Annotated in this window: 14 protein-coding genes; 9 read left to right on the top strand and 5 right to left on the bottom strand. The window is 44.5% G+C overall.

All coding sequences use genetic code 11. The annotated features are described in order from the left end of the window. From VIN08_RS16615 to VIN08_RS16625, 3 genes are all read right to left on the bottom strand, one after another. Positions 1-1251 (bottom strand): GAF domain-containing protein (locus VIN08_RS16615; protein WP_331967304.1); only part of this gene is annotated, 1251 nt, incomplete at its 3' end. A 171-nt stretch (positions 1252-1422) separates the two neighbouring features. Continuing rightward, a complete protein-coding gene (locus VIN08_RS16620) occupies positions 1423-2721 on the bottom strand; it encodes a DUF5690 family protein (RefSeq protein WP_331967306.1) in 1299 nt (432 codons plus the stop codon). After that, positions 2702-3550 carry a histidinol-phosphatase gene (locus tag VIN08_RS16625; RefSeq protein WP_331967308.1) on the bottom strand — a complete coding sequence of 283 codons (849 nt, stop codon included), beginning with the start codon at positions 3548-3550 and terminating at the stop codon, positions 2702-2704. Before VIN08_RS16625 ends, VIN08_RS16620 begins: the two co-directional genes overlap by 20 nt. A 185-nt stretch (positions 3551-3735) precedes the next feature. On the opposite strand from VIN08_RS16625, the gene VIN08_RS16630 reads away from it, so the two are divergent. The 3 genes from VIN08_RS16630 to VIN08_RS16640 all read left to right on the top strand — a co-directional run bounded on the left by VIN08_RS16630 (position 3736) and on the right by VIN08_RS16640 (position 6505). Continuing rightward, the gene (locus VIN08_RS16630; RefSeq protein WP_331967309.1) at positions 3736-4860 is read left to right on the top strand and encodes a TIGR03364 family FAD-dependent oxidoreductase; all 1125 of its coding nucleotides are present in this window, start codon (positions 3736-3738) and stop codon (positions 4858-4860) included. Positions 4861-5159: 299 nt separating this feature from the next. Continuing rightward, positions 5160-5837: a hypothetical protein gene (locus tag VIN08_RS16635; protein WP_331967311.1), complete on the top strand. Its 678-nt coding sequence runs from the start codon at positions 5160-5162 to the stop codon at positions 5835-5837. Positions 5838-5965: 128 nt separating this feature from the next. Further along, positions 5966-6505, top strand: a complete 540-nt coding sequence (locus VIN08_RS16640; RefSeq protein WP_331967313.1) for a hypothetical protein — start codon at positions 5966-5968, stop codon at positions 6503-6505. 123 nt (positions 6506-6628) lie between these two features. Here the strand turns inward: VIN08_RS16640 and VIN08_RS16645 are convergent, their stop codons facing one another. Then, positions 6629-7204 carry an XRE family transcriptional regulator gene (locus VIN08_RS16645; protein WP_331967315.1) on the bottom strand — a complete coding sequence of 192 codons (576 nt, stop codon included), beginning with the start codon at positions 7202-7204 and terminating at the stop codon, positions 6629-6631. A 346-nt stretch (positions 7205-7550) separates the two neighbouring features. Here VIN08_RS16645 and VIN08_RS16650 point away from each other — a divergent pair, with 346 nt between their 5' ends. The 6 genes from VIN08_RS16650 to VIN08_RS16675 all read left to right on the top strand — a co-directional run bounded on the left by VIN08_RS16650 (position 7551) and on the right by VIN08_RS16675 (position 17612). Continuing rightward, positions 7551-10880, top strand: a complete 3330-nt coding sequence (locus VIN08_RS16650) for a SusC/RagA family TonB-linked outer membrane protein (protein WP_331967317.1) — start codon at positions 7551-7553, stop codon at positions 10878-10880. A 13-nt stretch (positions 10881-10893) separates the two neighbouring features. Beyond that, a complete protein-coding gene (locus tag VIN08_RS16655; RefSeq protein ID WP_331967319.1) occupies positions 10894-12504 on the top strand; it encodes a SusD/RagB family nutrient-binding outer membrane lipoprotein in 1611 nt (536 codons plus the stop codon). 82 nt (positions 12505-12586) lie between these two features. Beyond that, positions 12587-13546, top strand: a complete 960-nt coding sequence (locus VIN08_RS16660) for a metallophosphoesterase family protein (RefSeq protein ID WP_331967321.1) — start codon at positions 12587-12589, stop codon at positions 13544-13546. A 12-nt stretch (positions 13547-13558) separates the two neighbouring features. Next, positions 13559-15442, top strand: a complete 1884-nt coding sequence (locus VIN08_RS16665) for a metallophosphoesterase (RefSeq protein ID WP_331967323.1) — start codon at positions 13559-13561, stop codon at positions 15440-15442. An 86-nt stretch (positions 15443-15528) separates the two neighbouring features. Next, on the top strand, positions 15529-16653 hold the full coding sequence (locus VIN08_RS16670) for an alkaline phosphatase family protein (protein ID WP_331967325.1): 1125 nt from the start codon (positions 15529-15531) through the stop codon (positions 16651-16653). 80 nt (positions 16654-16733) lie between these two features. Continuing rightward, complete coding sequence (locus tag VIN08_RS16675) at positions 16734-17612, top strand: patatin-like phospholipase family protein (RefSeq protein ID WP_331967327.1); 879 nt, start codon at positions 16734-16736, stop codon at positions 17610-17612. A gap of 31 nt (positions 17613-17643) precedes the next feature. Here the strand turns inward: VIN08_RS16675 and VIN08_RS16680 are convergent. Continuing rightward, the coding region (locus VIN08_RS16680; protein ID WP_331967329.1) for a hypothetical protein at positions 17644-18057 on the bottom strand (414 nt) is incomplete at its 5' end.

The following is an 18057-nucleotide window of genomic DNA, read 5'->3' on the forward strand; positions in this document are numbered from 1 at the left end:
TTTATAGTCTGCCAGTTTCTGTTCAGTTATACCTTCACCGATCTGCATGAACGCTGTCCGAAATTCCTTCATGGCATCCACTACCATTTTGTTTTCCGAGAAAGTAAGTATCTGGTTGCGGATGATGTCGAAGTAATATTCTATGTTACGTTTCTTGGTGGAGTTGATCGTCTTCAGCTGATCGAACTTCGATTCGTAATTCAACTCTGCCAGTTGTTTGAACAGTGCATTATACTTGCGGCTGATCTCTTCCTGTGTTGCCTGTAGCTCTTCCTGATTCTGGCGAAGTTCTTCTTCCTGCGCACGCATGTTCTCGGCTTGCTCATGCGATTCGTCCAGCAGGCGCTGGGTATTCTCAGCTGTGCGATACGATAGTATAGTATGTGCTATATTTTCTCCGATCTTTTCTACAAAAGCAATTTCATGTTGTTGAAAAGGTTTGAACGATGCAAGCTCCATAATACCCACAACATCTTCATTTACCTTTAGCGGAGCGATCAATATATACTTGGGATTGGCTTCTCCTAAACCGGAAGTGATGCGTACAAAATCGTCCGGGATCTCTTTAAGGTATATCGTTTCTTTTTCGAGGAACGCCTGGCCGATAAGTCCTTCACCTATATCTACTTTCTTGGTGAGATACTTGGTGCGATTAAAGGCATAGCATGCTATCATTTCCAGATGCTGACTGCCTCCCTGGTCATCACTTAAAACAAACAATGCTCCCTGGTTGGCTTTGATCAACAGTACTAAATTTTTGGTAACGTCATGTGCCAGCGCACTGATATTTTTATTCGAGCGAAGTACTTCTACAAAACGCGCCAGCCCGTCCGTTGTCCAGTTTCTTTTCTGATCTTCTTCTTTTACTGACTGCAGATTTTCTTTCAGTCTTAGCAATGAATGTCCGAGCTGATCATCTTCGTGGTTCGGTTCATAGGCAGCATCGAGATTTCCGTTTCGGATCTGTTCAGCGAAAGCTGTTTTCTTCATCAGGTCTTCTTTCAGCGTATTGAGTGAAGAAGCCATATCGGTAAGTTCATCGTTACCGGAGAGTTCTATTTTGTGACGAAAGCTTCCGGCCGCCAGGGCCATGATCGACTCGCGGATAGAAGATATTTTGAAGCGCATACGCCTGGTAAAGGAAGTAGCGAGTATAGCATACACGATGATAAAGACGACAACAATACCGGCAACAAAACCTCGCTCTGATGATGCTTTCTCTGCCTCGCGCACCAGGAGGTAAACAAGCAAACCAAGGAGTAGAAGGATGGGGGTGACGGACAGTAAGAGAAACTTAAGTAGGAACTGTCGCTTTGGAACAATAGCCATTTAGGTCAATGAATTATTCCACAAAATACAAATTTTCTAATGGGAGGCGGGCACGAATATTAATATTTTAAATTTTTTGCCCGCGGGCCAATGCTATGCCGATTCCCTCCAACGTTTGTGCTTGAAGTGGAAATATAGCATCGACCCGATGATGAGGAGGAAGCCGGCCACTGAAAGGATATAGCCCGAGGCAATGAACACCTGCAGCCATCCCATTTTGGAATAACCAAATTCTTTAAAGAACAACATGCATACGCTGGCCAGATATCCGAACGAATCGGCTACATACATGATGAAGCCAACGGTACCGATATACTGAAACGCAGCAATGAGCCGGTCGAAGAAGATGCTGTTGAACGGAACATAGCCCATGTAAAGTCCAAGCCCGATCAGGATCATCCATGTAGTGGGTTCAATGATGTGTTGTTCGAAGAGCAATGTGCCGATGCCGATAAGAACCATGCCCAGCGCAATGATAACGTGATTGATCATCAGCGCAAGCTTGTTGTTTTTTATAATCATGATGCTGCCCATGATGATGAGTACGGCTATGGATACCGGTATCTCGGTAGCGGTAAAGATCTGCGGAGAGTTTCCATATCCCAGCGACTTCCATACTTCTGCAGAGAAGTTATCGCGGAAGTCGCGGTAAATCGTAAGCAACATATAGCACAGTACAAATAGTATAATGCCCGGCAGAAATGTAGTGATGAATTTTTTCCGTTCGCTTACATTCATCGGTTGTCTGCGAGTGCGCAGTTGTTCATCGAGCGATGACGGGGGCGGTACTTTATCCAGTAAATATAAAAATGCAAGCAGCGGTATAGTATATAAACAGCAGGCTATAAAAGGCATCCACATTTCGGATACATGCCAGTCGCGGATAAGATACGCGCCTGTAGAGCGACAAAGTCCGGAAGAGAAAATAAAACTTACAGATAGTGCAGCACCCAGCACCTCCGTCATTCTTCTGCCTTCGAGATAGCCGAATACCATGCCCCAGATCATACCGAGCGGAAGACCATTGGTGAACAGGAAAATGATATTGAACGGAGCCGGTGTTATAGCAAACAGCAACCACGATATACCGGCTATACCTACCAATACTAATATACCGGTAGATCGCGAATGCGCTTTCAATTCGGAGATCACTTTTATACCAATGAACTTCGACATGCCATAGCCGACCACCTGAAAAATTACCAGCCATACTTTATAGCTCACGCCTGCGTAGAATATACCTTCGAACGATGCAGCTGCAAATGTTTTGCGAAAGGCATATACACAGGTATATAAACAGAATGCTGCCAGTGAAGTATAGATGGTGAACCCGATCGCGTTAGTTTGCCGCAGCCATCGGGTAATGGGATGTTCAGCGGATAATGATGCCATGCTCGTGGAAGGGGAAAGGTTGCCAGCGTCCTTCATGTAATACCGTTAAAGTTTTGAAACCGATTTTGGAAAGTAGCTGCGCAGTAGAAGAGAACTGGTTGATAAGATCATCCGGATGGTGAGCATCGCTGCTAAGGGTAACGGGTATTCCTTTCTGTAATATATACTCCAGTATCCACGGGCCGGGATAGGTGGTACTTGATTTTTTCTGATATATACCGCGTGTGTTTACTTCAATGATCGCACCGCTTTCGGCAATCACATCGATTGTTCGCTTTACTTCCTGCTGATACCACGCATCGCCCTCATCAAAGAATTTACCGTCAACATTCTGGATCTTGATCTTGTCCAGGTGTCCTACAACAGTAGGGCAGGCAGTCGCGATCATCTCGCGCGTCAGTTCATAATACCGGCCGATCGTATCGCGTATATTGCTGCTGAAAATCTTTTCGTATCCTTCCAGGAATAAAGTATGTAAGCCATCAATCTCCCACGGAGTGCCATCGGGCAACTTCTCCACGAAGTGAACAGAGCCAATGGTATAATCTAATTTACTTCGGAAATCGTTGGGAGAGATTATACCGGGTATAAAATCGATCTCGAGACTGCTATAGAGTTCAAGCGGTGATTTTTCTTTGAGAGCGGTAAGTTCGTGCAGGTATGTATCCAGTGCTTCCGGTTTCATACACCACTTGCACGGAAAAGGTACCGGTGCGTGTGACGACATGCCGAGGCTGATCATCCTGAATGCTTCAGCCTGACGCACCACATCTGCTATAGCACTCTTGCCATCACAATAATTACTATGCGTATGAAAATTGGCCCACATGTATCCGGTTCAGGTTTCAAAGTTTGTGGATAAATGTTGCAAGAAAAAAGCGAAAGCGCAACCTTAACAAAACGATAAACTTGGCTGGTTGATCAGTAAGCTTTCAACATGAACCTTTGAATGAAGTTTTACCGGAAAGAAACTTCGCTTCATTAACTTCACACTTTCATTTATAATAGAGAACTATGGATCGTTCAGCAGATATTGCTATTGTGGGTGCCGGTATAGTAGGACTGGCGCATGCCTATATGGCGCTTCGTAAAGGATATAAAGTTGTCGTGTTTGAGCGTGAGCAGTTTGCCGTAGGTGCTTCTGTTCGAAACTTCGGGCTCGTGTGGCCGATAGGACAGGAGCCCGGTGTTGGTCTTGATCGTGCATTACGCGCGCGCAGGCATTGGGAAGAAGTTGCCTCGCAGGCGGGCTTCTGGATGAAAGCCAATGGCTCGCTTCATCTTGCCTATCATGATGATGAGTGGAACGTACTGAATGAGTTTATGGAACTCTATAAAGATGCAGGCTATAGCTGTTCGTTACTCGATGCCGCTGCTGTACAGAAACATTCACCCGTAGTAAGGAACGAAAATCTGCGCGGAGGTTTGTGGAGTGAAACAGAGGGGACAGTATATGCGCGTGAGGCGATCCGCAAAATTCCTTTGTGGCTGCAGGAGAAGTACGGACTCATTCTGAAATTCGGTCACGTAGTAACCGAGATCGATGTACCGCTTATTAAAACAGCACGCGAGAGCTGGCGTGTAGATAAGGTATATGTATGCAGTGGTGCAGACTTTGAGACGCTATATCCTGAAATATACGATCAGCATCCTGTTTCAAAATGCAAATTGCACATGATGAAAGCCGTAACGGAAAAGCCGGTAAATATAGGCCCAACGTTATGTGCCGGACTGACACTGCGCCACTATGCAGCCTTCGGTAAATGTGCTTCGCTGAAAGCGCTGGATAAGCGTTACGATGAACAATCGGAAGATTTTAAAAAACATGGTGTGCATGTATTGCTTGCACAAAACGAAGCAGGCGAGCTCATCATTGGCGACTCGCATCACTATAGTCGCACAGTTGAACCGTTTGATCCGGAGTATATCAATACCATCATTCTTAATTACCTGCATGAGTTTGTTGATCTTGGTAAATATAGCATTACCGAGCGTTGGCATGGTATATATCCCAAAGTGCAGGGCAACATCAGTCTTGTACTCGAGCCACAGCCGCATGTTACGATTGTCAATGGATTGGGAGGCGCAGGTATGTCGCTTAGTTTTGGATTGGCAGAAGAGGTGATTGGGAGACTTTAGTAGGATTTGGAAAATTATAAGATTAGAAAAATTATAAGATTGGGAAAATAAAAAATTGGAAGATTGAAAATTGAAAAATTAGAAAATTGGGAGATTCGTTAGGTCGTGGTGTGAAAAAAATAAAAATTATTTTTGGGAGATATATACCGTTTTGGGTGATTAGAGTAATTCTTTGTGTATAGCTGAGTGAAGTATAAATATAGTATATCATTTATATACCGGATTTATCCGGTATATAAATGGTTTGGTAAACTGATATACTTGCAGAAAACCTATCAGTTTATTGTAAACATTATACTATGTACCTGAAACCAAACCTAATTAAAACAGTCTTTGTTGTAACCGTTGTTGCAGCAAGCGCATGCAGTGAACAGGCGATTCCTGTTAGTACTGAGAAAAGTGTACTGTTAAACAGCAGTTCTGCCAGCGAAGCCAACCGTGCCGAAAGTGTAAATCCTTTTAATACTTCTGTGGGAGCGCCTATTGATTTTAGCATGGGCGAACGCTGGATTGATAACTACGGAAAAGAAAATGCTACCAGTCAATCGGCCAGCTATACTATAAAAGCGGATGCCCTTAATAAAATATTGAGCAGTAAAAATTGTGTTGGCGTGAGCTTTATGTATGCGCTCGATCCGCAAAAGAGATTGCATATACTTCCTGTGGGCGTTGACAATAATGGAAAGCAGATAACCTCCAAGCAGGTATATACACAGAATGGCACGATCGCCTGGAAGACAGCACAATGCTGGGTAGCAAATTATACCGGTCCGGTGCAATCACATTTCTTCGGGCAAAATACTTTTCTTCGCTTATGGACCAACGGTAACGCTGATGTGGTTGTCACTTTTGCGCGCGATGATAACAACAACCCGCAGCTACTGCTCACTACTGCAGCAAATAGTACTGGTAAAGTAGCCGCCAGTTCGAATTTTGAAGATGCATCAAGTCCATGTCCACCTGTGTGTCCTAAGTAATGATCGATAGCGTGCATCACTTTTCCAGGGCACTTATCTATATATCATACTTTTCTATAGTTGTGCCACTATATTTTCTTGTCAGAAAGAAACATGTTTTACGATTTCGCCAATACCGCTTGCTGGGTGTGTTGCTATTCGTTAGTGCCATAGCCGATGTTGCAAGCTATATTTTAGCGAAAGATCATTTCGCTACGATACCAATTATCAATGTTTACTTTCTGGTTAGCTTCTCTGTATTGAGTTTCATGTATGCGCGTTTATTGCATGGTGCAAAACAGGCTATCCTTTCATTTATAGGTATTGGCTTCGCCTGTTTTCTTTGGGATACCTTTTGTATTCATACTATAGTTACCATGCAAAGCTATACGGTAACACTGTTTAGTGTGCTGGCCATAGGATACACGCTGGTATACTACGATCATCTGCTGAGTACAATGCCGGCCATGAACATAACGCGTTTTCCGTTTTTCTGGATCAACACAGCCGTTGCCTATTACTTCTGCTTCAACCTGTTCCTCTTTGTTTTCAGTACCTATATTTTTGAAAACCTGAAAGAAGAAGAGGTACTGGCGGTATGGATATTTCATAACCTGAACAATACAATAAAAAATATTCTGTTTGCCGTGGGACTATCACACGTCTCCGAAAGAAATGTATATTCTTAAAACCAAAGAATATTACAACGACCTACCAGCAGGTAGATTAAGGTTAGGTTTACCGATAACTCCAGGCGGGAGCTATCGGTAATTTTTTTTAATGCTATTCAATTTTCCAATCTTTTAATCTCACTACTTCGGCAAAATAAAATAGATCACCAGCATCACCACTTTCCTTCTCGATTTATTCATCGGTATATGGGGTACCGTGGCATCAAAATATATAGAGTCACCTTCTTCCAGCTGGATCACTTCATTGTTGATCTGGTATTCGCAACTACCGCTGATGATATATTTAAACTCATAGCCATCCGTTGTAGTCGGTTTACCTTTGGCGCCAGGTTCCAGTGTGAGCAGCACAGCATCCATACTGCAGTTGGTAATGTTTTGCGATAAGATGAACTGGTAATGGAAACCCGTTCTTCCTTCACGCTCCATCGGCATATACTGATCCTTCTTTACCAGCAGGTAATCTTTACCATTACTCAATACCATATCCTGGAAAAATTCTTTGAGCGATATATCTAAAGATTGAATGATGGTAACAAATACAGGCAGTGAAGGAATAGTGCGCGAGTTCTCCACTTTCGAAAGCAGTCCTTTACTTACGTTAGAGCGGGAAGCAAGCTGCTGTATTGTTAAGTTTTTTTCGAGACGTGTGGCTTTTATTTTTTGTGCTATACGCGATACAACTTCGTTGTCGATCATAGGGGAAATAGTTTACTAATTGTAAACATACAGAATAGTTGTGCGCAGATAAACCGGGTGAGATCGCTGTTAGTACGCATTAAATGAATGTTACGTTCCGAAACGGTTTCAACTCGCTGCATTGTGAGTTTCGTATTTGTCAATCTCGTTTTCGTTAATAGAAGTTTCATTTCCTCTATCAAAGTTTAATTCACAGGTAATGTTAGTCTAAACACTACTTTAATTCTAATGCCAACCTTTGAATCAAGATTAAAGCAATACTATATATAGCGCTTGTGCACAGGTCGCCATATATAGTTTAGCCCGGCTTTAAGCAATGGATGAAACAACCCTAACCCTTTTAATCATGAACAAACCTTTACTAAAGAATTTATTTTCTTTAGGAACAAGAACCAGCCGTGCCGTGCTTACGATAGCAGCATGGCTATTGGTAGTTTGTGCTTATGCACAAACCTCTGTCTCCGGTCGTGTTACGTCCGGTGAAGATGCATCACCGCTGCCAGGTGTAAATATCCTGGTGAAAGGAAGTGCTAACGGAACCATTACCGATGCCGATGGTCGGTATTCCATCGCTGTTCCATCTTCGGATGCAACCCTTGTGTTTTCTTTTGTAGGCTATATCTCGCAGGAAGCTCCCCTTGCAGGAAGAACTTCTGTAGATATAGTGTTGGCTACCGATGCGACTCAACTCTCTGAAGTAGTTGTTACTGCGTTGGGTGTTGAAAAAGACGTTGCCAAGTTAGGTTACTCACAACAGAAAGTTATCGGCAGTGAGTTAGTAAAGGCTCGTGAGCCCAATGCGCTGAACTCACTGGTAGGAAAGGTTGCCGGCCTTACGGTAGGTGCTTCTTCTGAAATGCTGGGTCGCCCGCAGCTGGTGCTTCGTGGTGAAACCAATCTGCTCATCACGATTGATGGTGTGCCGGTGGTGTCTGATACCTGGAACATCAGCCCGGATGATATTGAAAGCTATACGGTATTGAAAGGACCTGCAGCCGCTGCGTTGTATGGATCGCGCGGGCAGAATGGTGCGATCATGATCACAACGAAAAAAGGTACGCACGATAAGCGTGGCTTCGCGATCGACTTCAATTCAAGCACGATGTTCGATAAAGGTTTCCTCACGATACCAAAAGTACAGAACGAGTACGGACCAGGGGAGTATAATACATACCGCTTTGGTGATGATGACTTCGGACAGAAGAATGGTTATAACCAGAACGACTACGATGTGTGGGGACCTCGCTTCAACGGACAGTTGATCTCCCAATATGACAGCCCGTTCGATCCGGTTACTGGCGTGCGTTCAGCCACTCCGTGGGTTGCCCGTGGTAAAGATAACCTGCAGCGTTTCTTGCGCACCGGTATATTATCTACCAACAATATAGCTATAGCCACCAGCACGGATAAGTATGATGTGCGTGCCTCGGTATCACACACCTATCAGCGTGGTATAGTGCCGAACACTGATCTGAACATCGATAACTTCAATCTTTCGGCAGCCTATAATTTTACCAAGAGACTGCGCATTGAATCGAACATCAACTATAACCGTCAGTATACCGATAATATACCAGACGTTAACTATGGTCCGAACAGCTTGATCTATAACATCGATGTATGGGCTGGTGCTGACTGGGATATTAACGATCTGAAAAATTACTGGCAGCCTGGTAAAGAAGGTGTGCAGCAACGCAACTTCGAGTATATCCGCTATAACAACCCGTGGTTTGTTGCCAACGAGTGGTTGCGTGGTCACCACAAGACCGATGTATACGGATATGTAGCATTGAAGTATGATCTTACCGATTGGTTGAAAGCTTCTGTGCGTACACAGATTACCAGCTGGGATCTTACCAGAACAGAGAAGTTTCCATTCTCCGCGTCAGCGTATGGACGTGATCAAAAGCAAGGTGACTACCGGGAGGATAAACGTACTTTGTTTGAGAATAACACCGATGTATTGTTGAGTATAGATAAAGATATCACACCGAAGTTTAACCTGTCTGGTCTTGTCGGTGGTAACCTGCGTACCTATTCCTTCAACTCTTCGTATGTAACGACCGATTACCTGAACGTTCCGGGGGTATATAACTTTGCAAACTCCAAGAACCCGATCAAAGCGTATAACTATACAGCTCCGATGCAGGTGGGTAGCGGATATTACTCTTTCGACCTTTCATACGGCCACTACGTAACATTATCTACAACGGGACGGGTAGACAAATATTCCAACTTACCGAAAGGCTATAACACGGGCTTCTATCCTTCATTCGGTCTGAGCTCGGTAATCAGCGACTACGTGAATTTACCGGAAGCTATATCTTTCCTGAAAGTAAGAACATCGTATGCGAACGTAAAGAATACGAACACACAATCAACGATTGGTCCGGCATGGCAGGCAAGCAACCTGGCTAACCCGCTTGGTTATGGTGATACATATCAATCAGCATACGATGGTCCGATCATCGTAGAGCCGCAATACTATAACACCGGCAGACCGTATAACAACGTGCCTGCAGTATATAGCAATACCATTGTAGGATCGAAGACCTTGAAGGTGAGCTCTAACTCATCGTACGAAGCCGGCTTTGATGCGAAGTTTGTAGAGAACCGTTTCGGTATAGGTGTTACATACTTCAGAGCCATTAAAGGTCCTGGTATAGCAACAAGTCCGTGGAGTGAAGCTTCCGGATACCAGGGTGGTTTGGTGAATGGTGTAAAGACCGAGAAGAAAGGATGGGAGATAGCCCTGAACGCTACACCGATAAAAACGGAAAGTGGTTTTACCTGGAACATCGCTGCTAACTGGTCAACTTATGTAGAGCGCTATAAAGAATTCTATAATGGTCTTACCGAAGTAAATGGTGGCTATATCGGTGCCGACTCTCGCATCACCTATAAAATTGGCGATCGCGTTGATGGTAACTATGGCTATAAATTCTATCGCGATGGTCAGGGCAATATTATACACAAAGCCAATGGCGATCCATACAAGGATAACCTCGTAGCACAGAAGCTGGGTAACTATAATCCGGACTGGGTATGGTCTGTAGTAAATACAGTAAGCTATAAAAACGTTTCCCTCAACTTCCAGTTTGACGGACGTGTGGGTGGTGTAGGTCAGGACTATGTATATATGAAGTTGTTACAAGGTGGTCGTGATATATCTACCGTGCAAGGTGCTTATGGTGCTGCGCGTCTGGCAGAGTTTAACGCTAACCCGAACGACATCAAGTATAACGATAACCTGCAACCGCTGCCTACGTATGTAGGGCAGGGTGTAGCATTGGCTGCTGATTCTCCGAACCCGGTAGTTGATCCTACCACAGGCAAGATCACGAACCTCGATCAGTTGAAACTTGTGCCGAATACTACCGCTTACTCGCTGCAAGACTATATCGGAACTGAAACGAAGTTTGATGAGCGTGTGCTGATCAGCAAAACGTTTACCAAGCTGAGACAGGTAACCCTTACCTATACTATACCAAGCAGCATTATGGAACGCACTGCCTTCCGTGCTGCAAGTATATCTTTCGTAGGAAGAAACCTGTTCTACTTTGCAAAACGTAAAGACATCGATTGGGATTCTTTCATCGGAACCTATACCGCTGCACAGGATCTGAGATCTCCTACACTCAGACGCTATGGTGTAAACATCAACTTAACTTTCTAATGCAGCCACGAATATGAATACGAATATCAGAATACTTTTTACAGCCGCGGTAGTGTTTGTATGTGCAAGCTGCCAGGATTATAATGAACTGTCGAAGAACCAGAACGTACCCACGTCTGCACCTCCTTCACTTATATTGCCGGGTGTTATTGAACACATGAACGACCAGAATGCCTGGACCGGTAAACAAGGATCGATGAGTGCTGCTCAATTCTTTATCAGCACGTACGATTACTACGGTACAAACAACTACGATCAGCAGCCTTTCACAAAGGCGAAGGATAACTTTGAGTATACCGCAGTATTGCAGAACGTAGTATTGATGGAAGCAGAAGCGCGCAAAGGAGCTTCTACCGATCTGAACCCATACTCTGCTTTAGGTAAATTCTTCAAGGCGTTTTACTTCAACCTGATGTCGCAGAAGCTGGGCGATATACCATTGTCGCAAGCGCTGGAAGGAGCAACCAACACCACTCCTGAATACGACAAGCAGAAAGATGTATATATCCAGGTATTGAAATGGCTGGATGAAGCAAACGCTGATCTTGCTTCGATCATTGCTACCGGTAACCCGGATTGTGTGGGTTCTTATTGCAAAGGTATATCGGGCGATGAGTTCCTGGGCAACAGTCTCACATCATGGCAGAAGATCGTGAACTCCTATACGTTGCGTGTGCTGATAAGCCTGAGCAAAAAGGAGAACGATGCGGATCTGAAGATCAAAGAAAAATTTGCTGCCATAGTAGGTGATCCGACTAAATATCCGGTAATGGAAAGTCTCGATGATAACCTGCAGTATAAATACAATGCTTCGTATAACAACTATCCGAAGAACCCTACGAGCCAGGGGCGCGATGCTCAACGTGAAAATATAGGTTCAGCATTTCTGAATGTAACCACTGCGTTGAACGACCCGCGTACATTTATAGCAGCAACACCTGCACCGAACGAAATCCAGTCCGGTAAATCATTTACCGATTACACAGCGTATGTAGGAGCACCTGCAGGTCTTAGCATGAGCGATCTCGGTAACAATGCACAAGGTGGTAAATATTCATTCATCAACGCGCTGCGTTACTATGCAGACTTTGCCGGATCGAAAGCAGAACCCGCTATCATTATCGGTTATCCTGAACTGTGCTTTAATATAGCGGAAGGTCTGAACCGCAATTGGGCTACAGGTGATGCAGAAGCATGGTATATAAAAGGTATAAAAGCTTCGATGGAACACTTCGGTATTGTTGATGGTGCTGATATTACAGTAGGCAATAACCTTTCAACAGTAATCTATGGTACGGTGATGAATATATCAGTAACCGATTACCTCAATCAGACATCCGTTCAATACCAGGGTGGTGCCGATGGACTTGAACAAATCCTGACACAGAAGTATATTGCTTTCTGGCAGAACTCGAACTGGGAAGCGTTCTTCAATCAGCGCAGAACCGGTATACCTGCATTTTCAACCGGTGTTGGAAATGGTAATGGTAACAAGATTGCTGTTCGCTGGCAATATCCTGTAGCAGAGTCAAGCTCGAATGCTAAGCACTATACGGATGCTGTAACGCGACAGTTTGGAGCGAACAACGATGATCTCAACGGAGTGCTCTGGATTTTACAATAAACATGAATAACACAGAGACACCCGGGAGCGATCTTCGGGTGTTTCTTTTTTTAGTACGCTATAATTTACAACCCACAACCCTATGTCTAATCGCAGAGACTTTTTAAAGAAGACCGCGCTGGCCGGTGTAGTTACCAGCATCATTCCCTCGTGGCTGAGTGCCAAAGCTGTGGATGCTCCGCTGAGTAAAAATAAAAAGCGTGCGTTGCGCATAGCGCACATTACCGATGTGCACATGATCGACCAGGCGAATGCTGAGACCTGTTTTGCCCGTGTGCTGCGCGAGATAAACGCGATGAAAGATAAACCGGATATGATTATCAACACCGGTGATTCAGTAATGGATGAAAACCACCAGACATTGCAGACAGTAGAAACACGGTGGGCGGCCTGGAATAAAATTGCCAAGGCAGAAAATGGTCTTACGATCCACAGTGCTATCGGGAACCATGATGTGTGGTATGGTCCCGATGAAACACTGGATGCCACCTATAAAAAAGATAAACGCTATGGCAAGCAGTGGGCTATACAAGAATTGAAACTCCCGAATCGTTACTATGCCTTTGAGAAGAACGGCTGGAAATTTATAGCACTCGATAGTATAAATGGCGAGAATGGCTATCAACTGGATGACGAACAATTTGCCTGGCTGGAGAAAGAGCTTGCTAAAAATCCCAACATGCCCGTGTTGATATATAATCACGTACCGATTCTGTCGATGGGCGCATTGCTATACTATACCAAGCGCAAGCCTCTGAGCGAAGTGAAATTTCCCGCAGGCGATATGCACAACGATCATCAACGTTTAAAGGATTTATTTTTTAACCACAAGCAGGTAAAGATGGCGCTGAGCGGCCACGTGCATTATGTAGATGCCATTGACTATCTCGGAGTAAAATATCTCTGCAACGGAGCGGTGTCCGGTAACTGGTGGGGCAACCCGTTGGCGCTGGATGAATTTGCACCAGTATATACCATCATCGATCTGTACGAAGATGGATCGTCTGACTACAGCCTGGTATACTACGATTCCAAAGTATAGGAAAACAGCAACATGAAATATAGCGTAAAGAATAAAGCTGCACTTGCCGGTGCAGTGGTGGGACTTGTTTGTCTTTTATCAACCGGAAATGTGCAGGCACAGGAGTGGTGGTTCTGGCCGAAATATATACTGGGGCAACGCGCTGCCAATTATCCCGGCAATCGTATTGACGAACCGGAATCTGTAAAACCCGAAGTGGCTTCTGAAACCGTTCCGTTGATCTTTCACGGAGAAGAGCCTACCGACAGGAGAGAAGATTTTACATCTATAGTAAATCTCCCAAAGGGAAATTTCTCAGTAGAGCTGTGGGTGGTAAATCACGTGAATAAACCGGTAGGTGCACTGGCTACTGTAAAGAGTAAATATACCAACGATGCACCTTCATGGCTGGCCGGACTATACGGAAGAAATATAGTATATAGCCTGAGCACAGAAGATAATCCCTTTGCCAATCTTATTCACTACGATATAAAGGCCAGAGGCTGGAAAGATTACTGGTTCCATATAGTAGCTACTTTCGATGGTGAGGCGATGAACCTGTATGTAAATGGCGAACTGGTAAATTCCATGAAGACCGGCAAACGCAAGGTATATATCGATCCGCAGTATCAACTGGAAGTGGCCTCGTATATGAACAACGAACCCTATATGGATCTTGGTAATTTGCTGAAGATGTTGCGCATCAGCGATAAAGCATTAACCAAAGCCGAGATCAATCAACGATTCGATGCATTGAAGAACATGGTGGTGGAAGGAAAACTTTTTCCCAATACATTTCACTTTAATGCCGGGCCATACCTGAATTACTCCACACCAACATCTATCAGTATACTGTGGGAGACCGATCGCCCGGCTGATTTTGTTATCGAATACGGCAAGCAGGTTCCGTTAAATAAAAAAACTACACTCAACACACAAACCATTACACGCGAAGGTGCGGGTAAAGAAAGTAATATATACTCTGTTACGCTGGAGAATCTCGATCCGGAAACACCCTACTTCTACCAGGTGAAAGCAATCGCGCGCGATGGCGCTGCGATGGAATCGGGTATACTTACATTTTCTACAGCGGTAAAAGAAAACAGCTCCTATTCTTTTGCTGTGATTGGCGATACGGAAGCAAGACCACACATCAATGATCGTGTAAGTAAAATGGTGTGGGAAGAGCGTCCTAACTTTTTAGTGATCGTGGGTGATCTTACTGATGGCGGTAAAGAAGATCACAAGTTCGAATGGAACTACGAATACTTCCAGGGTATAACACAACTCGCTTCGCGTATTCCGGTTTTTCCGGTGGCTGGTAATGGTGAAGATGATCTTCATTGGTATACCCAATACCATATGTTGCCCAAGCCGGAAGGATATTACTCGTTTAAATATGGTAATGCAGAATTCTTCATGCTCAACAGCAATCGTCCAGAGGAATTTGCCCCGGGAGGTAAACAGTATATATGGCTGGAGGAACAACTGAAGAAATCAACGGCTGTATGGAAATTTGTAGCGCATCATCACGCACCATATTCTGCAGATGAAGATGACTATGGAAATTCGTGGAAAGAGAAAGGTGATATGGGCGATCTCGCTATTCGCAAAATTGTGCCGCTATATGAAAAGTATAAAGTAGATATGGTGTTCTTCGGACACCTGCATACGTATCAGCGTACATTGCCTATTCGTAATAATATGGTTGATAAACAAAACGGGGTGGTATATGTACAGGGTGGAGGAGGAGGTGGCAACCTCGAAGACTTCGCACCTTCACGTGCGTGGTTCAGTGCGAAAACATATCGCGGTCATCATTACTTTACGATAACGGTAAATGCCGGTGACCTTAATTTCAAAATGTACGATACGGAAGGAAGGCTGAAAGATTACCTCGACATAACAAAAAGGTAAATCGCTTCACGCTGCCGTGATCATTATCTAATGGTAGAATAAAGTTATACTCATCATAGAGTAATATCTGTTGTACACCTTCGTACATGTTTAAAAGGTTACTTCTTCTTTGTCTGGTGGCTGGTGCCGGCTCCTGTGCCCTTGCGCAGGAGCGCCAGACAGAGAATGTGATCATCATTACGCTGGACGGATTTCGCTGGCAGGAATTATTTGCCGGAGCCGATTCTTCTTTGATCTATGAGAAGGATTATGTGCACGATAAAAGTGTACTCGAAAAGTTTTGGGATAGCTCTCCCGTTGCACGCAGGCAAAAGCTGATGCCGTTTTTCTGGAATGTGATTGGTGCCGAAGGACAGCTCTACGGTAATCGCGAACTGGGTAATCGGGTTAACTGTGCAAATCCCTATTGGTTTTCGTATCCTGGCTATAGCGAGATGATGACCGGCTTTGTAGACAACGGTATACGCTCTAATGATAAAAAAGAAAATCCGAATGCCACGGTGCTGGAGTATATACATAAACAAAAAGAATATACCGGTAAAGTAGCAGTGTTCTCTACGTGGAATGTGATTCCCTATATAGTGCGTGCGCAGGCCCATGGTATACCGGCCAATGCCGGAGAAGAGCATGCTATAGGAGATACACTCTCCGACTGCGAGATGTTGTTGAATGCATTACAACCTATACTGAAGAATGGTCATGGTGAACGCTATGATGCCTTTACTTTCTTCTACGCTTTCGAATACCTGAAGCGCGAACGACCACGCGTGATGTTCATCAGCTTTGATGAGACCGATGAGCATGGTCATGGTGGTCGTTACGATGAATATCTGAAGTCAGCACATCATACCGATCGAATGATCAGTCAGCTATGGCAATGGCTTCAATCGCAGGAAGACTATAAGAATAAAACGACATTGCTGATTACCACCGATCATGGTCGCGGACATATATCGCGCAAAGCCTGGAAGAATCATGGTCGCCTTATACCGGGCTCCAGTCAGATGTGGTTTGCTGTGATTGGTCCCGATACACCGGTCTTAGGTGAAATGAAAAACGAAGCGCAGTATTTTCAGAAGCAGGTTGCCAAAACAGCCGCTGCGTTTCTCGGTATACATTACGAAAACACCGAGCCTGTGGGCGAAGTAATAGAGAGCATGTTTATTCCCGAGCTGCTCAGCGATAGTCGTATTATGGACCTGCATCGGTAATATTTACCTTCCGGTATAGAAGTGTTTCAGTGATTCGCTGATTGTGATTATCTTTAGTATCGGGATACACGATAGTAAAGATGAGAAACGTTCGGTTGGTGCTTGGCAGTGGTGGTGCCCGTGGCATGGCGCACATTGGAGTTATTGAAGAATTGATACGGGAGGGCTATACGATTCGCGAGATAGCGGGCTGCTCCATGGGTGCAGTAGTGGGGGGTATATATTGTGCCGGCTACCTGCAGGAGTATAAACACTGGCTGATACGACTTAGCAAACTCGATGTATTTCGCCTGCTCGATTTTACTTTCTCTACCCACGGCTTTGTAAAAGGCGAGCGTGTATTTAAAGCAATAGAAGAATTTATAGGCGATCACCAGATCGAACGCTTCCAGACCGCATTTACTGCGGTGGCAACGGATATGACCAGTCGCAAGGAAATTCACTATCGCACCGGAAGTCTGTTCAAGGCACTGCGTGCTTCCATTGGTATACCGACTGTTTTTACACCGGTTATTGATGGACGATTACAACTGGTAGATGGCGGTGTGCTAAATCCTTTGCCACTCAATGTTATTACCCGCGAACCGGATGACCTGGTTGTAGCCGTAAATCTCAATGCAGCTGTACCGGTATATAACAATCATCAGCCACCGGTAGAGAATAAAGAGAAAGCAGCGTATCTGAAAATGCTCGATGCGTTTCGTACGCAGGTATTAAAAATAGAGAGCCATGTGGAAGAAGAAGCGGAGCGACTGGGATTTCTGGATCTGTTGAATCGCTCATATGATCTTACCCTCGATCGCTTAACCGAGCTCACCATTGATATACACAAACCCGACATTGTGGTAAATATATCGCGCGATGCGTGCGGTGTATTTGAATTTTACAGAGCCAACGAAATTATAGAAGAGGGCAGAAAGGCTTTTCGTGAAGCGTACCACAGGCACTCCGTTGCGTAGCCTCTCTGCCGGTAATTTTTCTTAGACTTTCTTAGAACGGGCTCTTCTCCAACTTGGCACCTTCCGGCAAAGTGAAGAGTTTATCTTCCAGCTTCAGGGCTTTTACTTCGGTGGCTACACTCTCCAATATAAATTGAGGAGTTTCAATAACCATCTTTAACGGTAAAGCCTGGGCGCGCGAAATATACTCGTAAAAGTTACCGTACTTGAAATTTGCAAACTGCTTCGGATCAACCCTGAGCTTCGGACTGAAGTAATATTTCTGCACACCCGATTTGCAGGTGAGTGTTACTTCATCGCAGGGATATCCCAGTATTTCAGCGGCTCCTTTTTTTACTTCGGCTTTGATTACTTCATCTGCATTTACGGCACCATCGATCCAGAAGAGTGACTCCGAACTGGCCATCTTGTTATAAAGCTTGTTGTCTTTCTGCAAGTATATCTG

The organism is Ohtaekwangia sp., from assembly GCF_036568665.1.
Lineage (GTDB): Bacteria > Bacteroidota > Bacteroidia > Cytophagales > Cyclobacteriaceae > Ohtaekwangia.